Genomic DNA, 17,755 nt, shown 5'->3' on the forward strand with positions numbered 1-17,755 from the left:
TGTAACGGGAGTTGACCAAGTTCCTAGTGGTACTGGTGGGTATCGAGGGGTGTGTGGCCGCGATCACCGCAAGGCCGAGACGCCCGGCGGACAAACGCCTGGTGGCCGTGCTTCTGTCGAGACAGAAGCACGGCCACCGGAGAGCAATGCGAGACCGGACGGATCACCAGGATCAGAACCGCCGAGTGATCAGCGCCCTCTTCACTTCCTGGATCGCCTTCGTGACCTCGATGCCACGCGGGCATGCGTCCGTGCAGTTGAACGTGGTCCGGCAGCGCCAGACGCCGTCCCGGTCGTTCAGGATCTCCAGGCGCTGCTCGCCCGCCTCGTCACGCGAGTCGAAGATGAAACGGTGGGCGTTGACGATCGCCGCCGGGCCGAAGTACTGGCCGTCGTTCCAGAACACCGGGCACGACGACGTGCACGCCGCGCACAGGATGCACTTCGTCGTGTCGTCGAACCGCTCCCGGTCCTCCGCCGTCTGGAGGCGCTCGCGCGTCGGCTCGTTGGTGTCCTTCGTGATGAGGAAGGGCATCACGTCGCGGTACGCCTGGAAGAACGGGTCCATGTCGACGATCAGGTCCTTCAGGACCGTCAGGCCCTTGATGGCCTCGACCGTGATCGGCTTGGCGGGGTTGATGTCCTTGATCAGGGTCTTGCAGGCAAGGCGGTTCTTGCCGTTGATCCGCATGGCGTCCGAGCCGCAGATGCCGTGCGCGCAGGAGCGACGGAACGTCAGTGAACCGTCCTGCTCCCACTTGATCTTGTGGAGGGCGTCGAGGACGCGCTCCTTCGGGTCGATCTCCAGCTTGAAGTCTTCCCAGACCGCCTCGGCCGCCAGCTCCGGGTTGAAGCGGCGGATGCGGAAGGTGACCGTGATGTACGGGGAGTCGGCGAAGCCGGGCTCGGGCTCGCCGGCCGCGTCCGCCTTGTCCAGAACAGGGGTTGCCATCAGTACTTACGCTCCATCGGCTGGTAGCGGGTCTGGACGACCGGCTTGTAGTCGAGACGGATGGACTCGGTGCCGTCGTCGCCCACCTCGCGGTACGCCATGGTGTGGCGCATGAAGTTGACGTCGTCGCGGGTCGGGTAGTCCTCGCGGTAGTGACCGCCGCGCGACTCCTTGCGGGCCAGGGCCGACACCGCCATGACCTCGGCGAGGTCCAGGAGGTTGCCGAGCTCGATGGCCTCCAGCAGGTCGGTGTTGAACCGCTTGCCCTTGTCCTGGATCGAGACGTTCCGGTAGCGCTCGCGGAGTTCCGCGATCTTCTCCACCGCCGTCTTGATGGTCTGCTCCGTACGGAACACCATGACGTTCGCGTCCATGGTCTCCTGGAGCTCCAGGCGCAGCGCGGCGACCCGCTCCGTGCCCGTGGACTCGCGCAGGTGCTCCACCTGGGAGATCACCAACTCCGCCGGGTTCTCGGGGAGTTCGACGAAGTCGGCCTTCTGGCTGTACTCCGCCGCCGCGATACCGGCCCGCTTCCCGAACACGTTGATGTCCAGGAGGCTGTTCGTGCCGAGGCGGTTGGCGCCGTGCACCGACACACACGCGACCTCGCCGGCCGCGTACAGGCCGGGCACCACCGTCGTGTTGTCGCGGAGCACCTCGCCCTCGACGTTCGTCGGGATGCCGCCCATCGCGTAGTGCGCGGTGGGCTGGATCGGGATCGGGTCCGTGTACGGCTCGATGCCCAGGTAGGTGCGCGCGAACTCGGTGATGTCGGGCAGCTTGGCGTCCAGCTGCTCCGGCGGGAGGTGGGTGAGGTCGAGGTAGACGTGGTCGCCCTCGGGACCGCAGCCCCGCCCCTCGCGGATCTCCGTGTAGATGGACCGCGACACGACGTCACGCGACGCCAGGTCCTTCATCACCGGCGCGTACTTCTCCATGAAGCGCTCGCCGTCCTTGTTGCGGAGGATGCCGCCCTCACCGCGGGCGCCCTCCGTCAGCAGGATGCCCATGCGCCAGATGCCGGTCGGGTGGAACTGGAAGAACTCCATGTCCTCCAGCGGCAGCCCGCGACGGTAGACCGCCGCCTGGCCGTCACCCGTCAGCGTGTGCGCGTTCGACGTCACCTTGAAGAACTTGCCGCAGCCGCCGGACGCGTAGATCACGGCCTTCGCCTGGAAGACGTGGATCTCACCGGTGGCGAGTTCGTACGCGATGACGCCGGCCGACCGCTTCACACCGTCGATCTCGACGATCAGCTGGTCGAGGACGTAGAACTCGTTGAAGAACTCCACGCCCTCCTTCACGCAGTTCTGGTACAGCGTCTGGAGGATCATGTGACCGGTGCGGTCGGCCGCGTAGCAGGACCGGCGGACCGGCGCCTCACCGTGGTTGCGCGAGTGGCCGCCGAAGCGGCGCTGGTCGATCGTGCCGTCGGGCGTGCGGTTGAACGGCAGGCCCATCTTCTCCAGGTCGAGGACCGAGTCGATGGCCTCCTTCGCCAGGATCTCGGCGGCGTCCTGGTCGACCAGGTAGTCACCGCCCTTGATCGTGTCGAAGGTGTGCCACTCCCAGTTGTCCTCCTCCACGTTGGCGAGCGCGGCGGCCATACCGCCCTGCGCGGCGCCCGTGTGGGACCTGGTCGGGTAGAGCTTCGTCAGTACGGCGGTACGGCTGCGCTTCGTCGACTCGATCGCGGCGCGCATGCCGGCGCCGCCCGCGCCGACGATGACGGTGTCGTACTTGTGGATCTTCATCAGAATTACCTCAGCCCCTTGTGACCCGGTGGCCTAGCGGATGTTCGGGTCGAAGGTGAAGATCACCAGCGTGCCCAGCAGGATCGTGAACACCGTGGCGGTGTAGAGCAGGCCCTTGAGCCACAGTCGGGTGTTCGCGCGCTCCGCGTAGTCATTGATGACGGTGCGCAGGCCGTTGGCACCGTGCAGCATCGCCAGCCACAGCATCAGCAGGTCCCAGACCTGCCAGAACGGCGAGGCCCAGCGGCCGGCCACGAAGGCGAAACCGATCTTGGAGACACCGCCGTCCAGCACCAGCTGGATGAGGAGGTGACCCAGGACCAGCACGACCAGGACGATGCCGGACAGCCGCATGAACAGCCAGCCGTACATCTCGAAGTTGCCCCGGGTGGACTTGGGGGTCTTCTTGGTGCGCTTGCGCGGGGCCTCGATCAGGGGAGCCGGGTTGTCGGCGTCGTACCCCGCGAACGTGCCCGCGCCCTCGACGGGGCCGATGCCCGAGGCGGTGGATTCAGTCGTCGCCATGTGCGTCAGCTCCCGAACAGTTCACGAGCGGCGTGGCCGAGGACGGGGTAGACCGCCCCGATCATCAGCACGACCCACAGGCCGACGACGGTCCACAGCATCTGCTTCTGGTAGCGCGGGCCCTTCGACCAGAAGTCGACGGCGATGACGCGCAGGCCGTTCAGCGCGTGGAAGAGGATGGCGGCGACGAGGCCGTACTCCAGCACGGCGACGATCGGCGTCTTGTACGTGGCCACAACCTTGTCGTAGGCCTCGGGAGAGACACGGACGAGAGCGGTGTCCAGGACGTGTACGAACAGGAAGAAGAAGATGAGGACGCCGGTGACTCGATGAGCCACCCAGGACCACATTCCTTCCCGGCCGCGGTACAGCGTTCCAGCCGGCACGGAAAACCCTCCGGGAGCGGGGATTGGGGCCGCGCCGGCTTCGGTGTCGGACGGGCCCGGCCGGGTACGGTCCACCGGCCCTCGCCATCGTAGCGACGTGTTGTCGGAACGCTTACAGCGGGCCTACCGATGTGATCAAACAGGCTCGTACGGGCTACTGGGGGAGTCGCTTGCGGTTGTTTCGCCGGGTGCGGGTCAGATGTGGCTGGTCGCGCCCCGCGGCGGAGCCGCAATATGTTGCAGCCCCGCGCCCCTTACGTGCCTCGCCAGCCGTTGCCTTGCCAGGCGCCGCAGTTCCTCCGCCGCGACAACCCGCTCCTCCTCCGGATCGTTCGTCAACCGGGACCGGATGCCTGTCAGGACCTGATCGAGGGCTTCCTCCGGGGAGGTGTGGTCGACGCAGATGACGAACACATGGCCGAAGCGACTCTCGTACGCCGCATGCGCGGCCCCCAGGGCCGTGTGCGCCGCCGCGTACACCCCGTCCGGCAGTGCGGGCAGCGCCTCGGCGGCCAGGGCCTCGGCGAGGTCGCCCGGGGTCAGGTCGTACGCCGCCTCGTCCGCTGCCGCGAGCAGGGAGTCCAGGTCGGGGTAGGGCCGGTGGTCGGCGAGACGGCGGGCCCAGCGGAGGCTGCGCAGGCAGGTGAGGAGCGCGCGCTCGATGTCCTCGGCGGGCTCGGTGTTGAACCGTGCCAGGCTCCGCGGCGTAGGAGAGGGGGACTCGGTGCGCGTCTGTGCCGGCATGGCGAGCGGGCCGGAGAGCTGGGGAAGACGGTGCGCGGACAGCGTGAGTCCTCGGAGGTCTGGGTCGGAATGTGAGATGCGCCTGGAGAATGGAGAGGCGCCGCTCACATTATCGAGAGTGGTCAGGAGCTGTCCGACGGAGGTCTGAATTTCACCCGAACGGGAGAGTTTCGGAACGTACGGTGGACGCTTCCGGTGGGGTGGCGTCGTAGGTTCGGAGGTGGAGGCGATCCAGGAGGTGCGTGGCATGCGGGCGATACGTGAGGCTCTGGCAGGTGGGACCCGGTGACCGGGCGGAGGCGACGGGCTCCTGAGCGGAAACGGAAACGGGGTCTGAGCGGGAAGACGTACGGACAGGGGTCCGGGTTGCTTCTCGGGGCCGGTGTTCTCGTCGCGGCCGGTGCGGTGGGGGTGACCGTCGCCTTCTGGCCGGTCGGCAGCACGGGCACCGATACCGGTGACGACACCGGCAGGGACATCGCGTCGACCGGCGCGGCGCGCTCCTCGGACGTGGACGCGGATGGAGGGGACAACTCCGCTTCCACCGCCTCCCGCGCTCCTTCCCCCGCCCCCTCTCCCGCCCGCGTCTACCCCCTCTCCAAGACCCCCCGCACCATCCCCGCCGTACGCGAGCACGTACCCGCCCGGGGTCCGGGCTGGCGCCCCGTCTCGACGTCCCGGGTGGTGGTCACCGCCGGCGGCCTCGCCGACGAGGGGAAGCTGCTCGCCGGTGAGCTGCGGATGACGTACGGCGGTACCGTCGCCCCCCGTGCCGGGGACGTCCAGCTCAAGCTGGACCCGGGACAGGCGGCGAAGGGCCCCGAGTCCTACACCCTCACCGTCAAAAGCGGCCGTGTCACCGTGGCCGCCCCCGCCGAAGCCGGCGTCTTCTACGGCACCCGCACCCTCAAGCAGGAGGTGGCCGGCGGGAGCACCGCCTCCGAGGGCGTCGTGCGCGACCGGCCGGCCAAGGCGCAGCGCGGGCTGATGCTGGACATCGCCCGCAAGCACTTCACGGCGGCCTGGATCGAGGACCGCGTCCGTGAGCTGGGCGACCTCAAGTTCAACGAGCTGGGCCTGCACTTCTCCGACGACCAGGGCTTCCGGATCGCCTCCGACACCCACCCGGAGGTCGTCTCCGGGGACCACCTCACCAAGGCCGAGGTCCGCCGCATCCTCGCCCTCGCCGCGAGCCGTCACATCACCGTCGTGCCCGAGATCGACTCCCCGGGCCACCTGGGCGCGGTCCTCGCCGCCCACCCGGACCTCCAGCTGAAGAACGCGCAGGGCACGGCGGCACGCGGGGCGATCGACATCTCCGAACCCGGGGCCGCGAAGATCGTCGACGACCTGCTGGGCGAGTACGCCGACCTCTTCCCGGGCGCGTCCTGGCACCTGGGCGGCGACGAGTACCGGGCCCTGGCCGTGTCCAACCCGGCTGCCTCCTACCCGCAGCTCGCCGCCGCTGCCACCGCGAAGTACGGATCCGGCGCCGACGTCTCCGACCTCGCGACGGGCTGGCTCAACGACCGCGCCGCGACCGTCCGCGCCCACAACCGGACGAACCTGCGCGCCTGGAACGACGGCTTCTACAAGTCGAGCTCGGTCCAGCCGGGCAAGGACATCCAGGTCGCCTACTGGACCGGCAAGGAGATCGGCGCCCGCCAGCCGACCGCCTATCTGAGCGCGGGCCGCAAGGTCGTCAACTACAACGACGAGTACCTGTACTACGTGCTCGGGCAGCCGAACACCTTCGTCTATCCCACCGGCGAGCGGATCTACAAGCAGTGGACCCCCCGGGTGCTGCGCGGCAGTACGGCAGTCTCCGCGTCGTACGACGGGCAGATCCTCGGCGGGGTCTTCGCCGTCTGGTGCGACCTCGCCGGGTCACAGACCCAGAACCAGGTGGCCGCCGGGATACGGATGCCACTGCGGGCGACCGTGCAGAAGCTGTGGGATCCCCGGGCCCAACCGCCCCTGTCCTGGACCGATTTCAAGAAGCTGGCGACCCGGTTGGGCTGAAAGCGGCTGGACGGACGGGCCGGGCGAACCATAGGTTCCGCACGAGTAGCACACGTATTCGTGTGTTCGGCGTGGCCCTGGGGAGGGGCGGCGCCCGGCTTCTTGTCCCGGGGGATCCGCATGATCTGCAAGCACTGCAAGCTGTCCACGGCCGCGACCCCCGAGGGTCTGTGCTGGGACTGTGCCGACGCCACCGACGAGCCCAGGTCCGGGCGCACGTTCGCGTCCCAGCCCGTGCCCTCGGCACCGCCCGTACCCACTGGTCCCTCCGGTCCCGTCGTCCAGCCGCACGGACCGGCCTCGCTGCGCTCGCCGGTCGGACTCGGCAAGGCCGTCGCCGTACTGCTCGGAGTGGTCCTCGCCAGTGACCTCTTCGCCGTCTACGCCGGCATCAACATGTACGACACGATGGGCTCCCTCGCGGACGACGGCCTCGGCTACGGCGGCTACAACGCCCTCATGCGCCGCGCCGACCACGCGGACACGCTCTACGCCGCCGCCGGAGTCGCGCAGACGGTGACCTTCGTCGCGACGGTCGTCTTCTACCTGGTCTGGTTCCTGCGCGTGCGGGTCAACGCCGAGGTGTTCAACCCGTTCGGGCACAGCATGAAGCGCGCCTGGGCGGGCTGGGGCTGGTTCGTGCCGGTCGTGAGCCTGTGGTTCCCGCGCCGGATCATGCTGGACATCTGGGACGCGAGCACTCCTGCCGACGCCCGTGCCTCGCACGCGCTCGTCAACGCCTGGTGGACGCTGTGGCTCGTCGCGCTCCTCACCAACAGGCTCGGGTCCAGCGGGTACGACCGCGCTGACACGGCGGAGGAGATCCAGTACGCCACCGGCCAGGTGCTCTTCTCCGACGCCGTCGACATCGTGGCAGCCGTCCTCGCGATCCTCGTGGTGCTCCGGCTGACCCGCATGCAGCACGAGAGGGCCCTGCACGGCCCCGTGCCCCCGGCCATCTGACGTCCGATTGTCGGAGCTATGGCCAACTCGCTCGTGTCTGTGGTGTATTCGGCGCGGGCAGAGCGAGCAGAACCGAAACGCCAGGGGGATGGCATTGGGTTACTGGGGCTACTTGATCGTGGGCAGGAGCGAGCGTCCGCTCGCGGAGACCGACGCCCTGCGCGCGGTGCGCGGTGCGCTGACCTCGCGCGAACGGCGGGACGACGGCTGGCAGGTGTGGGAGTACCCGAGCGGCGACGGTGACGTCGGCAGCATGAACACGCTCGCCATGGAGACCGGCGCGCCCGCGCTCTTCGGGTACGTCATGGACAGCCACTGTGTGGTGCTGGAGGCGGCGGCGCCCGCGAGCGGGGCGTGGACCACCTGTCTGGCGCGCGAGGCCATGGCCGGGTACCTGGGCGCCGGGCAGGGCGAGGGGGAGGGAGAGGCCGAGGGCGAGGAAGGCGCCGGGCTCACGCTCGACGACTACTTCCTGGAACCCGGCGACGCCGCCGAACGCGCGGTCGGCTGGGCCGCCGAGGCGGGTCACACGGTGAACGCCGCGCCGCTCCTCGACGTACTGACTTCGGAACCCGACCCGTTGGCCGAAAATCTGTTCTTCCGGTTCCTCGACCGACTTGGTGTTCTGCCCCTGTGACACTCCGGGTACTTTGCACGCAGCTAGGGAAAGTACGGGCTCCGTAAGGGATGGCGCCCTCGGAGGGAGGCGTGCATGAGCCTGGTGGAACTGATTGCCGACGCCGACGAGCGTGGCCTGACGGTCAGCGGACTGGCTTGTTTGGACCGGTGTGTGTCTCTCCTGGGCGGTGACGACGAGAGCCTGCGCCCCCTGTGGACCAGCCTCGCCGACGGCAGCGACGCGGAGGAGTGGGCGACCCGCCTGGAACAGACCCGGGTCAAGCTCGGCCGCGAGGAGGTCGCCGACGCCGACGACCCGGCCGCCCTTCGTGCCGCGCCTCCGGCCGTCCCCGTGGCCTCCGCCGAGGGTGAGGCCACCCTCCTCGCCCGGCGGATGCTCGCCACCGCCCCCGCCAACCGGTCCGCCGCCGAGGTGCGTGCATGGGCCGACGACTGCTCCGTCGCCGCTCTCCGTATCCACCGGCTCCTGGACGCCTCCGCCTCCGGCCCGTCCTCGATCGACTCCCACCGTGAAGGCCGTACGGAGGGCATCCCGCCCCTCGTGGCGGCCGAACTGCGGCGTCAGATCACCGTCCTGGAACTGCTCGCCGGACACGGTTCCGGCGGACTGCGGCAGGCGCTGGCGGTGTCGACGGAGGGGCGGCGCGTCCTGCGCGCGGTGGTGTCGAGACGGGCACGCGGACGGGCCTGAGCGCCAGGGACGACCACCCGGCGCTGTCCATGAGCGCGCCGACCACGTCAGCCGCGCCGGTCCCCGCACTGGAGGTGCCGACTGGAAAGGCACGGGGTTGGCGTGGGCGTCGCGACTGGGGCAACGGCGCGAACGACACGAGCGGCGACGGAGGGTCCCGCAGTCCGCCGATGGCAACGACCGGGGCCGCCACCCCCCACAGGAGAGGCCCCGGCCGTCGCGCGGCACGGGCCGCGCGGCGGCCCGTATCTCCTACAGCGTCGCGGGTGCGTTTTCTGTCACACCGTCACCGGATCACGAGTTAGTTGCACGTTGTACGGACATGGACGAGGAACGCTTTCACGCCGTAACGTGCTTTTCGCTACAGGCTGCGGACGACAGGCAACTGCATCCACTGACGTCTTGAGGTGTGCGCGGTGCAGGGGGACGACGCGGAGCTGACCACCGCGGTGCTTGCGGCACAGACCGGGGACGAGACCGCGTTCCGGACTGTGTACCGCTCGGTGCACCCACGGCTGCTCGGGTATGTGCGGACACTGGTCGGCGACCCGGACGCCGAGGACGTGACGTCCGAGGCCTGGCTCCAGATCGCCCGTGACCTGGACCGGTTCAGCGGAGACGCGGACCGGTTCCGGGGCTGGGCCGCCCGGATCGCCCGCAACCGTGCCCTCGATCACATACGGATGCGTGGGCGCCGCCCCGCCATAGGCGGTGACGAGACCGAGCTGTCCGGTCGGCCCGCCGACTCCGACACGGCGGGCGAGGCCATGGAGTTGCTGGCCACCGACAGTACCCTCTCCCTCATCGCCCAGCTTCCGCAGGACCAGGCCGAGGCCGTCGTCCTGCGGGTGGTCGTCGGTCTCGACGCCAAGACCGCCGCCGAGACCCTCGGCAAACGCCCCGGAGCCGTCCGCACGGCGGCGCACCGAGGGCTGAGACGGCTCGCGGAGCTGCTCGGCGAGGACCCGGACGCGACCGACGCGCTCGACGCGCTGCCGCCCCCACGGGAACCGCACGGACGTGCGGTTTCGTCGGCCGGTGTGACGCATACGCGTTCGCGGACGCAGAAGGACATGTGATGGCCGACGACGACCCGTACAGGTGGCTGGACCGCGCTGCGGCGGAGCGTTTGCTGAGCGGGGAACCGCTGGAGCCTTCACTGGAGTCCGCCGGTCCCGAAGCCCGTGACCAGGCCGAGCTGATCGCCAAGACCCTGGGCGCGCTCTCCGTGGACACTCCGCCGGGCAGCGCCGAACTCCCGGGCGAGGCCGCCGCGTTGGCCGCTTTCCGCAAGGCCCGCCCGGCCCCGGACCTCACCACCGTTGCCCCCGCGACCGCCAGGCCGTCCGCGTCGGACCCGGGCTCGGACCTGGGCCTCGTACGGGTGGGCGCGTTCGGGCGTTCCGGTGCCTCCCCCCGGAGTGGCGCCCGTGCGGCCCGCTGGGGCCGTCCCCTGAGGCTGGGGCTCGGTGCCGCGCTGGCCGTCGGCATGGTCGGCTCGGTCGCGATGGCCGCCGGCGTCGGGGTCCTGCCGAACCCGTTCGGCGGCGACGAGCCGGGCCGCCCCGACGCCACAGTGTCGGCCGGCGCGTCACGCGACCCCGTGCAGGCCTCGCCGTCGCCGGACGTGACCCGGGGCAAGGGCGTCCCGTCCGACAGGCCCGACAGCACGGCCGGGAGCTCCTCCGGCAAGGGCACCGCGGGGGGCGACGAGCCCCAGGACAGCGAGGCCGGCGAGGGACAGGGGTCCCACTCCGACCCGGGCCGGCCCGGAGACTGGCGCAGCGCACTCGCCCTGTCCTGCCGCGACATGCGCAGCGGCAAGAAACTGGAGGCGGAGCGCAGACGGGCGCTGGAGAAGGCGGCCAAGGGTTCCGGGAAGGTGCCGCAGTACTGCGAGGACACCCTGAAGGACGAACCGTCCGTCCGCTCGAACGCCGACCCGGGCACCGGCAGCGGGGTGGGCAGGGGAGACACCGGTGCCGAGGACGGCCAGAACGGCGCCGGTGACACCGGAGGCACGGGCAACGGCTTGAGCGGCGGCGACGGCAATGGCGGTGGCGGTGGCAATGGCCACGGAAACGGCCACGGGAGCGGCAACGGCAACGGCGGGGGCCACGGCAGCCGGGCCGTGGCGAAGCCGACACCCACCCCGACGACCTTCACCGCGCTCAGGGCGGACGAGCCCCGGTACCAACCGGCGCCGAACCCCGCCCCGTCGTACGGAGTCCTGCCGCTGCCGACGGCCACCTGAGCCCGTACGCCCGGCAGCGAACCTCTCCGCACCGCAGTGCGCCGCTCCGACCTGTGCGGACGCGCGCCAGTGAAGTTCTCAGGTGCCGGGTGTGACACTTTCGGCGGCGCCGACGCAGTAGACAGTGAGCCGACTGGTCATCGGTTCCTCGCACAGAGCCGGGGGTTCCCCCCGTACCTTCGGCTCGTGCACCTGGCGCGGGCGGGACACGTTCCCCCGGTCCCGTCCGCGCCCCAGATCATCCTCACCGCCGCAGGCTCACGGGCTCACCAGTAGATGACGACCTTGTCGCCGGTGCTCACCTCGGCGAAGATCGCGGCGATCGCCGTCTCGTCCCGGATGTTCACACAGCCGTGCGAGGCGCCGCCGTAGCCGCGGGCCGCGAAGTCGGCGGAGTAGTGGACCGCCTGGCCGCCGCTGAAGAACATCGCGTAGGGCATGGGGGAGTCGTAGAGCGTCGACACGTGGTGCCGTGACTTCCAGTAGACGCTGAAGACGCCCTCCCGGGTCGGCGTGTACTGGCTGCCGAACCGCACGGCCACCGTCGAGACGGTCCGGCCGTCGATCATCCAGCGCAGCGTCCGGCTCGTCTTGCTGATGCACAGCACCCGGCCCCTGAGACAGCGCGGATCGGCGTAGGCGGCCGGCTGGCCGCCCATCAGATACAGCTCCCACTGTCCGGGCTCGTGCGTCATCCGCAGCAGCCGCTGCCAGGTGACCGTGTCGGTCCGCCCGGTGCGCGGCAGCCCGCGCTTGCCCTGGAAGCCCTTGACGGCGTTCTCCGTCAGATCGTCGTACGACCCGGTCGGCCCGTCGTAGAGCCAGGCGACCTGACGCAGCCGCGCCTGGAGTTCCCGCACGTCCCGCCCGCTGTCACCACGCGACCAGAGAACGGTGGCGGGCGGGGAGGGAGCGGGGTCCGCCTTCTTGGGTGTGGGTGTGGGTGTGGGCGCCGGTGTGGCCGTGGCGCCGGGTTTGTCGTCGGGCGGGTGTGAGACCTGGATGTGCACAGGCGACCGCGGGTCACCGTCCGGGTCGGTGGTCTGCAGAGTGCAGCCGCCCACGGCGAGAGCCGTGAGAACGGCGAACATCACCTTTCGCATGCCCGTAGTACGCAAGCCGGACCCCCCGAAGCTCATCACCTGACCCCCGTGCAAGTTACGCCGAGGAACCCACCATGACGCGTGTGTCGGCATCAGGACTACCCGTCGAACCGGTGTACAGGCCCGCCGCGCCTTCCGATGTCCTCTGAGCTGGGCAATTCTTCCGAATGGGTGATCGGAAGGGGAAAGCGCACGCCCCCGGTTACTCTCGTGAAGTGTGAGCCCTGCCAAGGAGGATGCCGTGGCCGTACTGCAACACGAGCTGACGTTGGGCGAAGCCGCCGACCAGCTCTCCCGTGCACTGCCTGGGCACCGCGTGGAGATTCTCCAGGGGAGGCTCACTGTGACACCGCCGCCGGACGGCTCGCACGCGCTGTCGTTGACTTGGCTTGTCGAAGCATTCGGAGGGGCTGGAGCCCGGAAGGCCGGGCTCAGGTATGTCCAGGGCATCGGCCTGTGGCTTCCTACTGCGGCCGATGACTACTCGATCCCCGACTTCTCCGTCGTCGACGAGGACTTCCGGGACGCCCTCGTCCAGAAGAACTGCTACGCCCCGAATGTCTTCCGCCTGATGGTGGAAGTGACGTCCTCGAACTGGTCCGACGACCTCGGCCCCAAGGTCGAGTGCTACGCCGAAGCCGGCATTCCCGTCTACATCGTGGTCGACCGCAAACACGACGAGGTGCTGCTCTACCAGGACCCGGTGAACGGGAAGTACGACGTGCCCCAACGCTTCAAGCGTGGCCAGGACTTCCCCGTCCCCGAATCTGTCGGTGTCACCCTCGGCCTTTGCGTGGACACGCTCCTCGACGGCGACTGACCGAAATCCCAACCCGGATTGTCGTACCCCCGTGCGACACTCCCCCCATGTTCGGCGTAACCGACCTCCCCACGTATCTCACCGGCCTGGTCCTGATCGTCCTGCTGCCCGGCCCCAACTCCCTCTACGTCCTGTCCGTCGCCGCCCGCCGTGGCGTCCGCGTCGGATACACGGCCGCGGCGGGCGTCTGGTGCGGGGACATCGTGCTGATGACCCTCTCGGCGGCCGGGGTGGCCTCGCTGCTCCAGACGAACGCCCTGCTGTTCGGGATCGTGAAATTCGCGGGCGCCGGTTATCTGACGTGGCTCGCGATCGGCATGCTGCGCGCCGCCTGGGGCATGTGGCGCACGCGGCGGGCAGAGGCCGAGGTCCAGGAAGCGCTCGTCGGCGCCGACGAGCGGCCCTATCGCCGTGCCCTCGTCATCAGCCTCTTCAACCCGAAGGCGATTCTCTTCTTTGTCGCCTTCTTCGTGCAGTTCGTCGACCCCGGATACGCCTACCCGGCCGTCTCCTTCGTGGTCCTCGGCGCCTTCGCCCAGCTCGCCAGCTTCCTCTATCTCACCGCGCTGATATTCGGCGGGACCAGGCTGGCTGCCGCCTTCCGGCGCCGTCGGAGACTGTCGGCGGGGGCGACCTCGGCGGCGGGCGCGCTGTTCATCGGCTTCGCCGTGAAGCTGTCGCTGGCCGGTTCCTAGCCGAGGCTGCTGCCCATGGTTGCCGCGTACTCCCGAAGCCCCTCCGCAGAGGCCCCCGCCCAGCCGACATAGCCGTCCGGGCGGACGAGGAAGACGCCGGTGCCGTACGCCTCGTACGAGCTGAGGCGGACCGTGGGGACGGAGAGCGGCGGCAGTGCCGTGGCCGTGCCCACCGTCAGCAGGGTCCAGTGCGGGCCGCGGAACGTGTCGAAGAGGCGTACGCCGTCCACCGTGCCGTCCGGGGCGCGGTCGCCCGCGTGGACCGGGCCCGGCGCCGGGCGGGTCTCCGCCGCCAGTGACGAGTCGCGGTAGCCCAGTGCGAGCTGCCGGGTCGCCTCACCGCGCCTGATCTCGCCCCGGTGGACACCCGTCGAGATGCCCAGCATCTGCCCGGCGATCGGCCGGCGCTCCTCCTCGTACGTGGCCAGCAGAGACTCGGCCACCCCGCCCCGCAGCACCGCGCCCAGCTTCCAGCCCAGGTTGTACGCGTCCTGGACGCTCGTGTTCAGGCCCTGGCCCCCGGCGGGGGAGTGGACGTGCGCCGCGTCCCCCGCGAGGAACACCCGGCCGGAGCGGAAGCTGTCCGCCAGTGCCGCGCGCGGGCGGAAGTCGGAGGCCCAGCGGACCTCGGTCAGGTCCTCGGGGGCAAGGTGCGAGCGGGCTGCGGCGACCTTGCGGATGCCTTCCAGGGACAGGTCCGGGTGGTCCCCATCCGGGAACTGGGCCACCAGCTGGAAGTCCTCCGTCCCGGCCAGCGGGCAGATCGCGAGGAAGCCCGTGCCGTCCGCCTGCGGCGGGAAGACATGCCAGTTGTCGCGGTCCAGGCCGGTGATCCGCACGTCCGCCACGAGGATCGGGTTCGGGTCGACCGTCTCGCCCGTCATTCCGATGCCCAGCGCCCGGCGGATCGTCGAGCGGCCACCGTCGGCCGCGACGACATACCGCGCACGGACGGGCTCACCGGCGGTGAAGGCGACGGTCACGCCGTCCTCGTCCTGCTCCAGCCCCACCACCTCGCGCTCGAACTCCACCCGCCCGCCCAGCTCCGTCAGCCGCGCGAACAGGATCTCCTGCGTCCTCCACTGCGGCACCATCCACGGCTCGGCGCCGTACGGCGAAGCCCCGGCCCTCTCCGACTCCTCCGCCGGGTCGAACATCCGGTGCTCGCCCACCCGCCTGCCGTCCTGCCAGATCATCCCGACCGGATACGGGCCGCCGGCCGCCCGGATCGCGTCCACCACCCCGAGGTCGTCGAAGACCTCCATCGTGCGCGGCTGGATGCCCTTGCCCCGCGACCCGGGGAACAGCCCCTCGGCCCGCTCCACGACCACCGCGTCCACCCCGCGCCGCGCGAGGTCCACGGCGAGCGCCAGCCCGGTGGGACCCGCGCCCACCACCAGTACGTCAGCCACCAGTACGTCGGTCATCACGACCATCTCCTTAACGTTGTTAAGTTGCCTTGCCTTCGAGAGTGGACTTAACAGTGTTAAGTTGTCAAGCGTGAGCACGGAACCAGCAGAATCAGCAGAATCGGCGGGACCAGCAGAGCCGGCGCGACGACCCGAACGGCCCGAACGGCCCGGCCGACGAGCCCCCCTCGACCGCGAACGTGTCGTGGACACCGCCCTGAGCCTCCTGAACGAGGTCGGCCTCGACGGGCTCACCCTGCGTGCCATCGCCAAGGAGCTGGACGTCAAGGCACCCGCCCTGTACTGGCACTTCAAGGACAAGCAGGCCCTGCTCGACGAGATGGCGACCGAGATGTACCGGCGGATGGTCCGGGACACCTCCCTCGACCCCGGCCTCGACTGGCGGGAGCGGATCCTGGTGGCCAACCGGGGACTGCGTGCCGCGCTGCTCGGCTACCGCGACGGCGCGAAGGTCTTCAGCGGCTCGCGCTTCACCGGTACCGAGCACGCCGTCCAGATCGAGGAGAACCTCCGCTGTTTCGTCGACGCCGGCTTCACCCTCGCTCAGGCGATCCGCGCCACCATGACGGCGTACGTGTACACCATGGGCTTCGTCACGGAGGAACAGGGCGTCCACCCCGTTCCGGGCGAGCGTCGCGACGGGTACGACGTCGAGGAACGGGCCCGGCGGCTGGCCGACTTCCCGCTGGCCGCCGCGACGGGCGGCGAGATTTTCGCGGGGTACGACCACCAGTTCGAGGAAGGACTGGCACTGCTGCTCGCGGGCATCGAGCTGAGGTACCGGGTCGTGCCGTGACTCCGCGCCTGACATCGTGGTTTCACAGGTCCCTGCGGGTCCGAGCACAGGTCCACGGCAGTAGGACCGGAAGTGAAGAGCCGGCGTCCGGCGCCCGCGCATCGCCTCATGTCAGTCGGTCTGCCGTTGAGAGAGCCCAGGTGCACCCGTGACCGTACGCCCCCCGACACTTTCCGTGATCGTCCCCTGTCACCACGTCGAGTCCTGCGTCCCGGCGACGGTGACGAGCCTCGTCAACAACGACCACGTCCAGGTCACGGACATCGAACGCGCCGTCCACCGAGCCCCCGAGGGCCGTCGGCACATCGCCCTCGACCCGCGCGACTCGATCCTCCCCGTCGACGAGCCGACCATGGTCGGCTACCCGTACGCCTGGGCGGACGACCCCGAGGCCCGGCGACTGCGAAAGAAGGCGCTGCGCGCCTACTGCGTCGCCATCGCGCACCGACTGCTCGAACGAGACCGGTTCGAGCGGAGCGTGGCCGCGAGGCCGCGCCGGCTGAGCGCCGGGGCGCTGAACCGGATGACGGAGGACGAGCTCCGTGAGGCTCTCGTCGGCATGGGCGAGACCCGTGTGCGCATGCTGCGGGGCGGCATGAAGGTGATCGCGGCATGATCCAGATCTTCCTCGCGGCGACGCAGTACGCCGCGGCGACCGTCACCGCAGCGATCCGCGCCGGACTGTTCGGCCCGCGCGTGGACCACAGACGCGTCCTCGTGGTCAGCAACGCCGCCGCGAACCCCGAGGTCGGCACCCCACTGGACCGGATGGCGGGCTTCGAGACGCTGCGCCCCGAGTTCGACGAGGTGCGCTCCTGGAACGAGTTCGTCTACCCGCACCACCCCGCCGCCTGGTCCCCGACCGCCAGGGACACTCCGATGTGGGAGAGTGCCGTACGCCTCGCCTGGAACCTCGGCGACGAGCCCGTCGAGATCGCCTGCGAGTCGATCCAGGCCAACCCCTCCCGAGCGGTCGCCGAGATCTTCGCGGACAGCCCGATCCACGTCTATGCGGACGGACTGATGAGCTACGGCCCCACCCGCAACCGCATCCCGCACGGCATGAGCACCCGCATCGCCCGCGTCCTGCACCTCGACCTCATACCGGGCCTGCGCCCCATGCTGCTCGCCGAGTACGGCGTGGAGCCGGTGGCGATCCCGAACGAGCCGATCGTCGCCGTACTGAACGAGATCGGTGAGCAGGGCGCGGACCTCGTCGCCGAGCGCGTACCGGCCGAAAACCGGCCCACCGCCGTGCTGCTCGGGCAGTACCTCTCCGCCATCGACCTCATCTCGCAGGAGGAAGAGGAGCAGCTGCACGTACGGATGCTGTGCGCGGCGGCGAAGGCCGGCCACACCGGCATCCTGTTCAAGCCCCACCCCAGCGCCCCGGCCGCGTACTCCAGCTCCCTGGAGACCGCCGCGAGGGAGCTGGCCGTGCACCTGACCGTGCTGCGCGAGCCGGTGCTGGCCGAGACGGTCTTCGCGTACCTGAAGCCGTCGCTCGTCATCGGCTGCTTCTCCACCGCCCTGATGACCGCCGTGACCTTCTACGGCATTCCAGCCGCCCGCGTCGGTACGGAGGCGCTCCTCGACCGGATCACACCGTACGAGAACAGCAACCGTGTCCCGCTCACCATCATCGACGCGGCGCTCCCCGACGCCGAGCGAGGGCCGGCGGACTTCATGGGCACGCCGGTCGACGCCGGTGCGGCCGAGCGGCTGGCGCCGCTGGTGCGCGCGGTGGGGTACTGCATGCAGTCCCGCAAACACCCCGGCCTGCGCGACGAGGTCGCCGCCTGGCTGACCACCCAACTGGCGGCGAACACCCATTACTTCAAGCGCCGCCGCCTGACCAGTCTTCAGCTCCCCGGCGGCAGCCCGGTCCGCGCTCGGAGGCTGCGCCGCAACCCGACGGTACGGAAGGTCGTACGGCGTATCCGTGCCGTACAGGCGCGGCGCCGCCCCCGTGGGGCAGCGC

The 17,755-nt window shown here is 70.0% G+C and carries 17 protein-coding genes and 1 pseudogene; 11 read left to right on the forward strand and 7 right to left on the reverse strand.

Annotation, left to right across the window (positions count from 1 at the left end):
• Positions 1-172: 172 nt before the first annotated feature.
• From G3I56_RS07175 to G3I56_RS07195, 5 genes are all read right to left on the reverse strand, one after another.
• Positions 173-952: a succinate dehydrogenase iron-sulfur subunit gene (locus G3I56_RS07175; protein ID WP_164408020.1), complete on the reverse strand. Its 780-nt coding sequence runs from the start codon at positions 950-952 to the stop codon at positions 173-175.
• On the reverse strand, positions 952-2,706 hold the full coding sequence (gene sdhA / locus G3I56_RS07180; RefSeq protein WP_164408021.1) for a succinate dehydrogenase flavoprotein subunit: 1,755 nt from the start codon (positions 2,704-2,706) through the stop codon (positions 952-954). The genes G3I56_RS07175 and sdhA overlap by 1 nt, the downstream gene beginning before the upstream one ends.
• A 33-nt stretch (positions 2,707-2,739) precedes the next feature.
• The gene (locus G3I56_RS07185) at positions 2,740-3,231 is read right to left on the reverse strand and encodes a succinate dehydrogenase hydrophobic membrane anchor subunit (RefSeq protein ID WP_164322300.1); all 492 of its coding nucleotides are present in this window, start codon (positions 3,229-3,231) and stop codon (positions 2,740-2,742) included.
• Between the two features lie 5 nt (positions 3,232-3,236).
• Complete coding sequence (sdhC, locus tag G3I56_RS07190) at positions 3,237-3,617, reverse strand: succinate dehydrogenase, cytochrome b556 subunit (RefSeq protein ID WP_164322298.1); 381 nt, start codon at positions 3,615-3,617, stop codon at positions 3,237-3,239.
• Positions 3,618-3,812: 195 nt separating this feature from the next.
• A complete protein-coding gene (locus tag G3I56_RS07195) occupies positions 3,813-4,361 on the reverse strand; it encodes a 2-oxo-4-hydroxy-4-carboxy-5-ureidoimidazoline decarboxylase (protein ID WP_164408022.1) in 549 nt (182 codons plus the stop codon).
• Between the two features lie 366 nt (positions 4,362-4,727).
• On the opposite strand from G3I56_RS07195, the gene G3I56_RS07200 reads away from it, so the two are divergent.
• The 6 genes from G3I56_RS07200 to G3I56_RS07225 all read left to right on the forward strand — a co-directional run bounded on the left by G3I56_RS07200 (position 4,728) and on the right by G3I56_RS07225 (position 10,930).
• Positions 4,728-6,383 carry a glycoside hydrolase family 20 protein gene (locus tag G3I56_RS07200; protein ID WP_164408023.1) on the forward strand — a complete coding sequence of 552 codons (1,656 nt, stop codon included), beginning with the start codon at positions 4,728-4,730 and terminating at the stop codon, positions 6,381-6,383.
• 120 nt (positions 6,384-6,503) lie between these two features.
• The gene (locus G3I56_RS07205) at positions 6,504-7,346 is read left to right on the forward strand and encodes a DUF4328 domain-containing protein (RefSeq protein ID WP_164408024.1); all 843 of its coding nucleotides are present in this window, start codon (positions 6,504-6,506) and stop codon (positions 7,344-7,346) included.
• 94 nt (positions 7,347-7,440) lie between these two features.
• Positions 7,441-7,983 carry a hypothetical protein gene (locus G3I56_RS07210; RefSeq protein WP_164408205.1) on the forward strand — a complete coding sequence of 181 codons (543 nt, stop codon included), beginning with the start codon at positions 7,441-7,443 and terminating at the stop codon, positions 7,981-7,983.
• Positions 7,984-8,058: 75 nt separating this feature from the next.
• The gene (locus G3I56_RS07215) at positions 8,059-8,676 is read left to right on the forward strand and encodes a hypothetical protein (RefSeq protein ID WP_164408025.1); all 618 of its coding nucleotides are present in this window, start codon (positions 8,059-8,061) and stop codon (positions 8,674-8,676) included.
• A 416-nt stretch (positions 8,677-9,092) separates the two neighbouring features.
• Complete coding sequence (locus tag G3I56_RS07220) at positions 9,093-9,755, forward strand: RNA polymerase sigma factor (RefSeq protein ID WP_164408026.1); 663 nt, start codon at positions 9,093-9,095, stop codon at positions 9,753-9,755.
• Positions 9,755-10,930, forward strand: coding sequence for a hypothetical protein (locus tag G3I56_RS07225; RefSeq protein WP_164408027.1), 1,176 nt, complete (start codon positions 9,755-9,757; stop codon positions 10,928-10,930). Before G3I56_RS07220 ends, G3I56_RS07225 begins: the two co-directional genes overlap by 1 nt.
• A gap of 266 nt (positions 10,931-11,196) precedes the next feature.
• On the opposite strand, the gene G3I56_RS07230 is transcribed toward G3I56_RS07225, so the two are convergent.
• On the reverse strand, positions 11,197-12,033 hold the full coding sequence (locus G3I56_RS07230; protein WP_164408028.1) for a L,D-transpeptidase family protein: 837 nt from the start codon (positions 12,031-12,033) through the stop codon (positions 11,197-11,199).
• 241 nt (positions 12,034-12,274) lie between these two features.
• On the opposite strand from G3I56_RS07230, the gene G3I56_RS07235 reads away from it, so the two are divergent.
• On the forward strand, positions 12,275-12,853 hold the full coding sequence (locus G3I56_RS07235; RefSeq protein WP_164408029.1) for a Uma2 family endonuclease: 579 nt from the start codon (positions 12,275-12,277) through the stop codon (positions 12,851-12,853).
• 47 nt (positions 12,854-12,900) lie between these two features.
• The gene (gene leuE / locus G3I56_RS07240) at positions 12,901-13,548 is read left to right on the forward strand and encodes a leucine efflux protein LeuE (protein WP_164408030.1); all 648 of its coding nucleotides are present in this window, start codon (positions 12,901-12,903) and stop codon (positions 13,546-13,548) included.
• Here leuE and G3I56_RS07245 read toward each other — a convergent pair.
• Positions 13,545-14,975, reverse strand: coding sequence for an FAD-dependent oxidoreductase (locus G3I56_RS07245; protein ID WP_164408031.1), 1,431 nt, complete (start codon positions 14,973-14,975; stop codon positions 13,545-13,547). The two genes, leuE and G3I56_RS07245, sit on opposite strands and share 4 nt — an antisense overlap.
• 187 nt (positions 14,976-15,162) lie before the next feature.
• Between G3I56_RS07245 and G3I56_RS07250 the strand changes: the two genes are divergently transcribed.
• The 3 genes and pseudogenes from G3I56_RS07250 to G3I56_RS43640 form a co-directional block, all read left to right on the forward strand.
• Positions 15,163-15,774 (forward strand): TetR/AcrR family transcriptional regulator, encoded by a 612-nt coding sequence (locus tag G3I56_RS07250; protein ID WP_343239887.1) that lies wholly within the window; start codon positions 15,163-15,165, stop codon positions 15,772-15,774.
• A 148-nt stretch (positions 15,775-15,922) separates the two neighbouring features.
• Complete coding sequence (locus tag G3I56_RS07255; protein ID WP_164408033.1) at positions 15,923-16,390, forward strand: hypothetical protein; 468 nt, start codon at positions 15,923-15,925, stop codon at positions 16,388-16,390.
• Positions 16,387-17,724 (forward strand): annotated as a pseudogene (locus G3I56_RS43640) (polysialyltransferase family glycosyltransferase); the annotation flags it as partial. The gene G3I56_RS07255 and the pseudogene G3I56_RS43640, both read left to right, overlap by 4 nt.
• Between the last annotated feature and the right edge of the window lie 31 nt (positions 17,725-17,755).

The sequence above is a fragment of the Streptomyces sp. SID12488 genome, assembly GCF_010548275.1.
Taxonomy (GTDB): Bacteria; Actinomycetota; Actinomycetes; order Streptomycetales; family Streptomycetaceae; genus Streptomyces.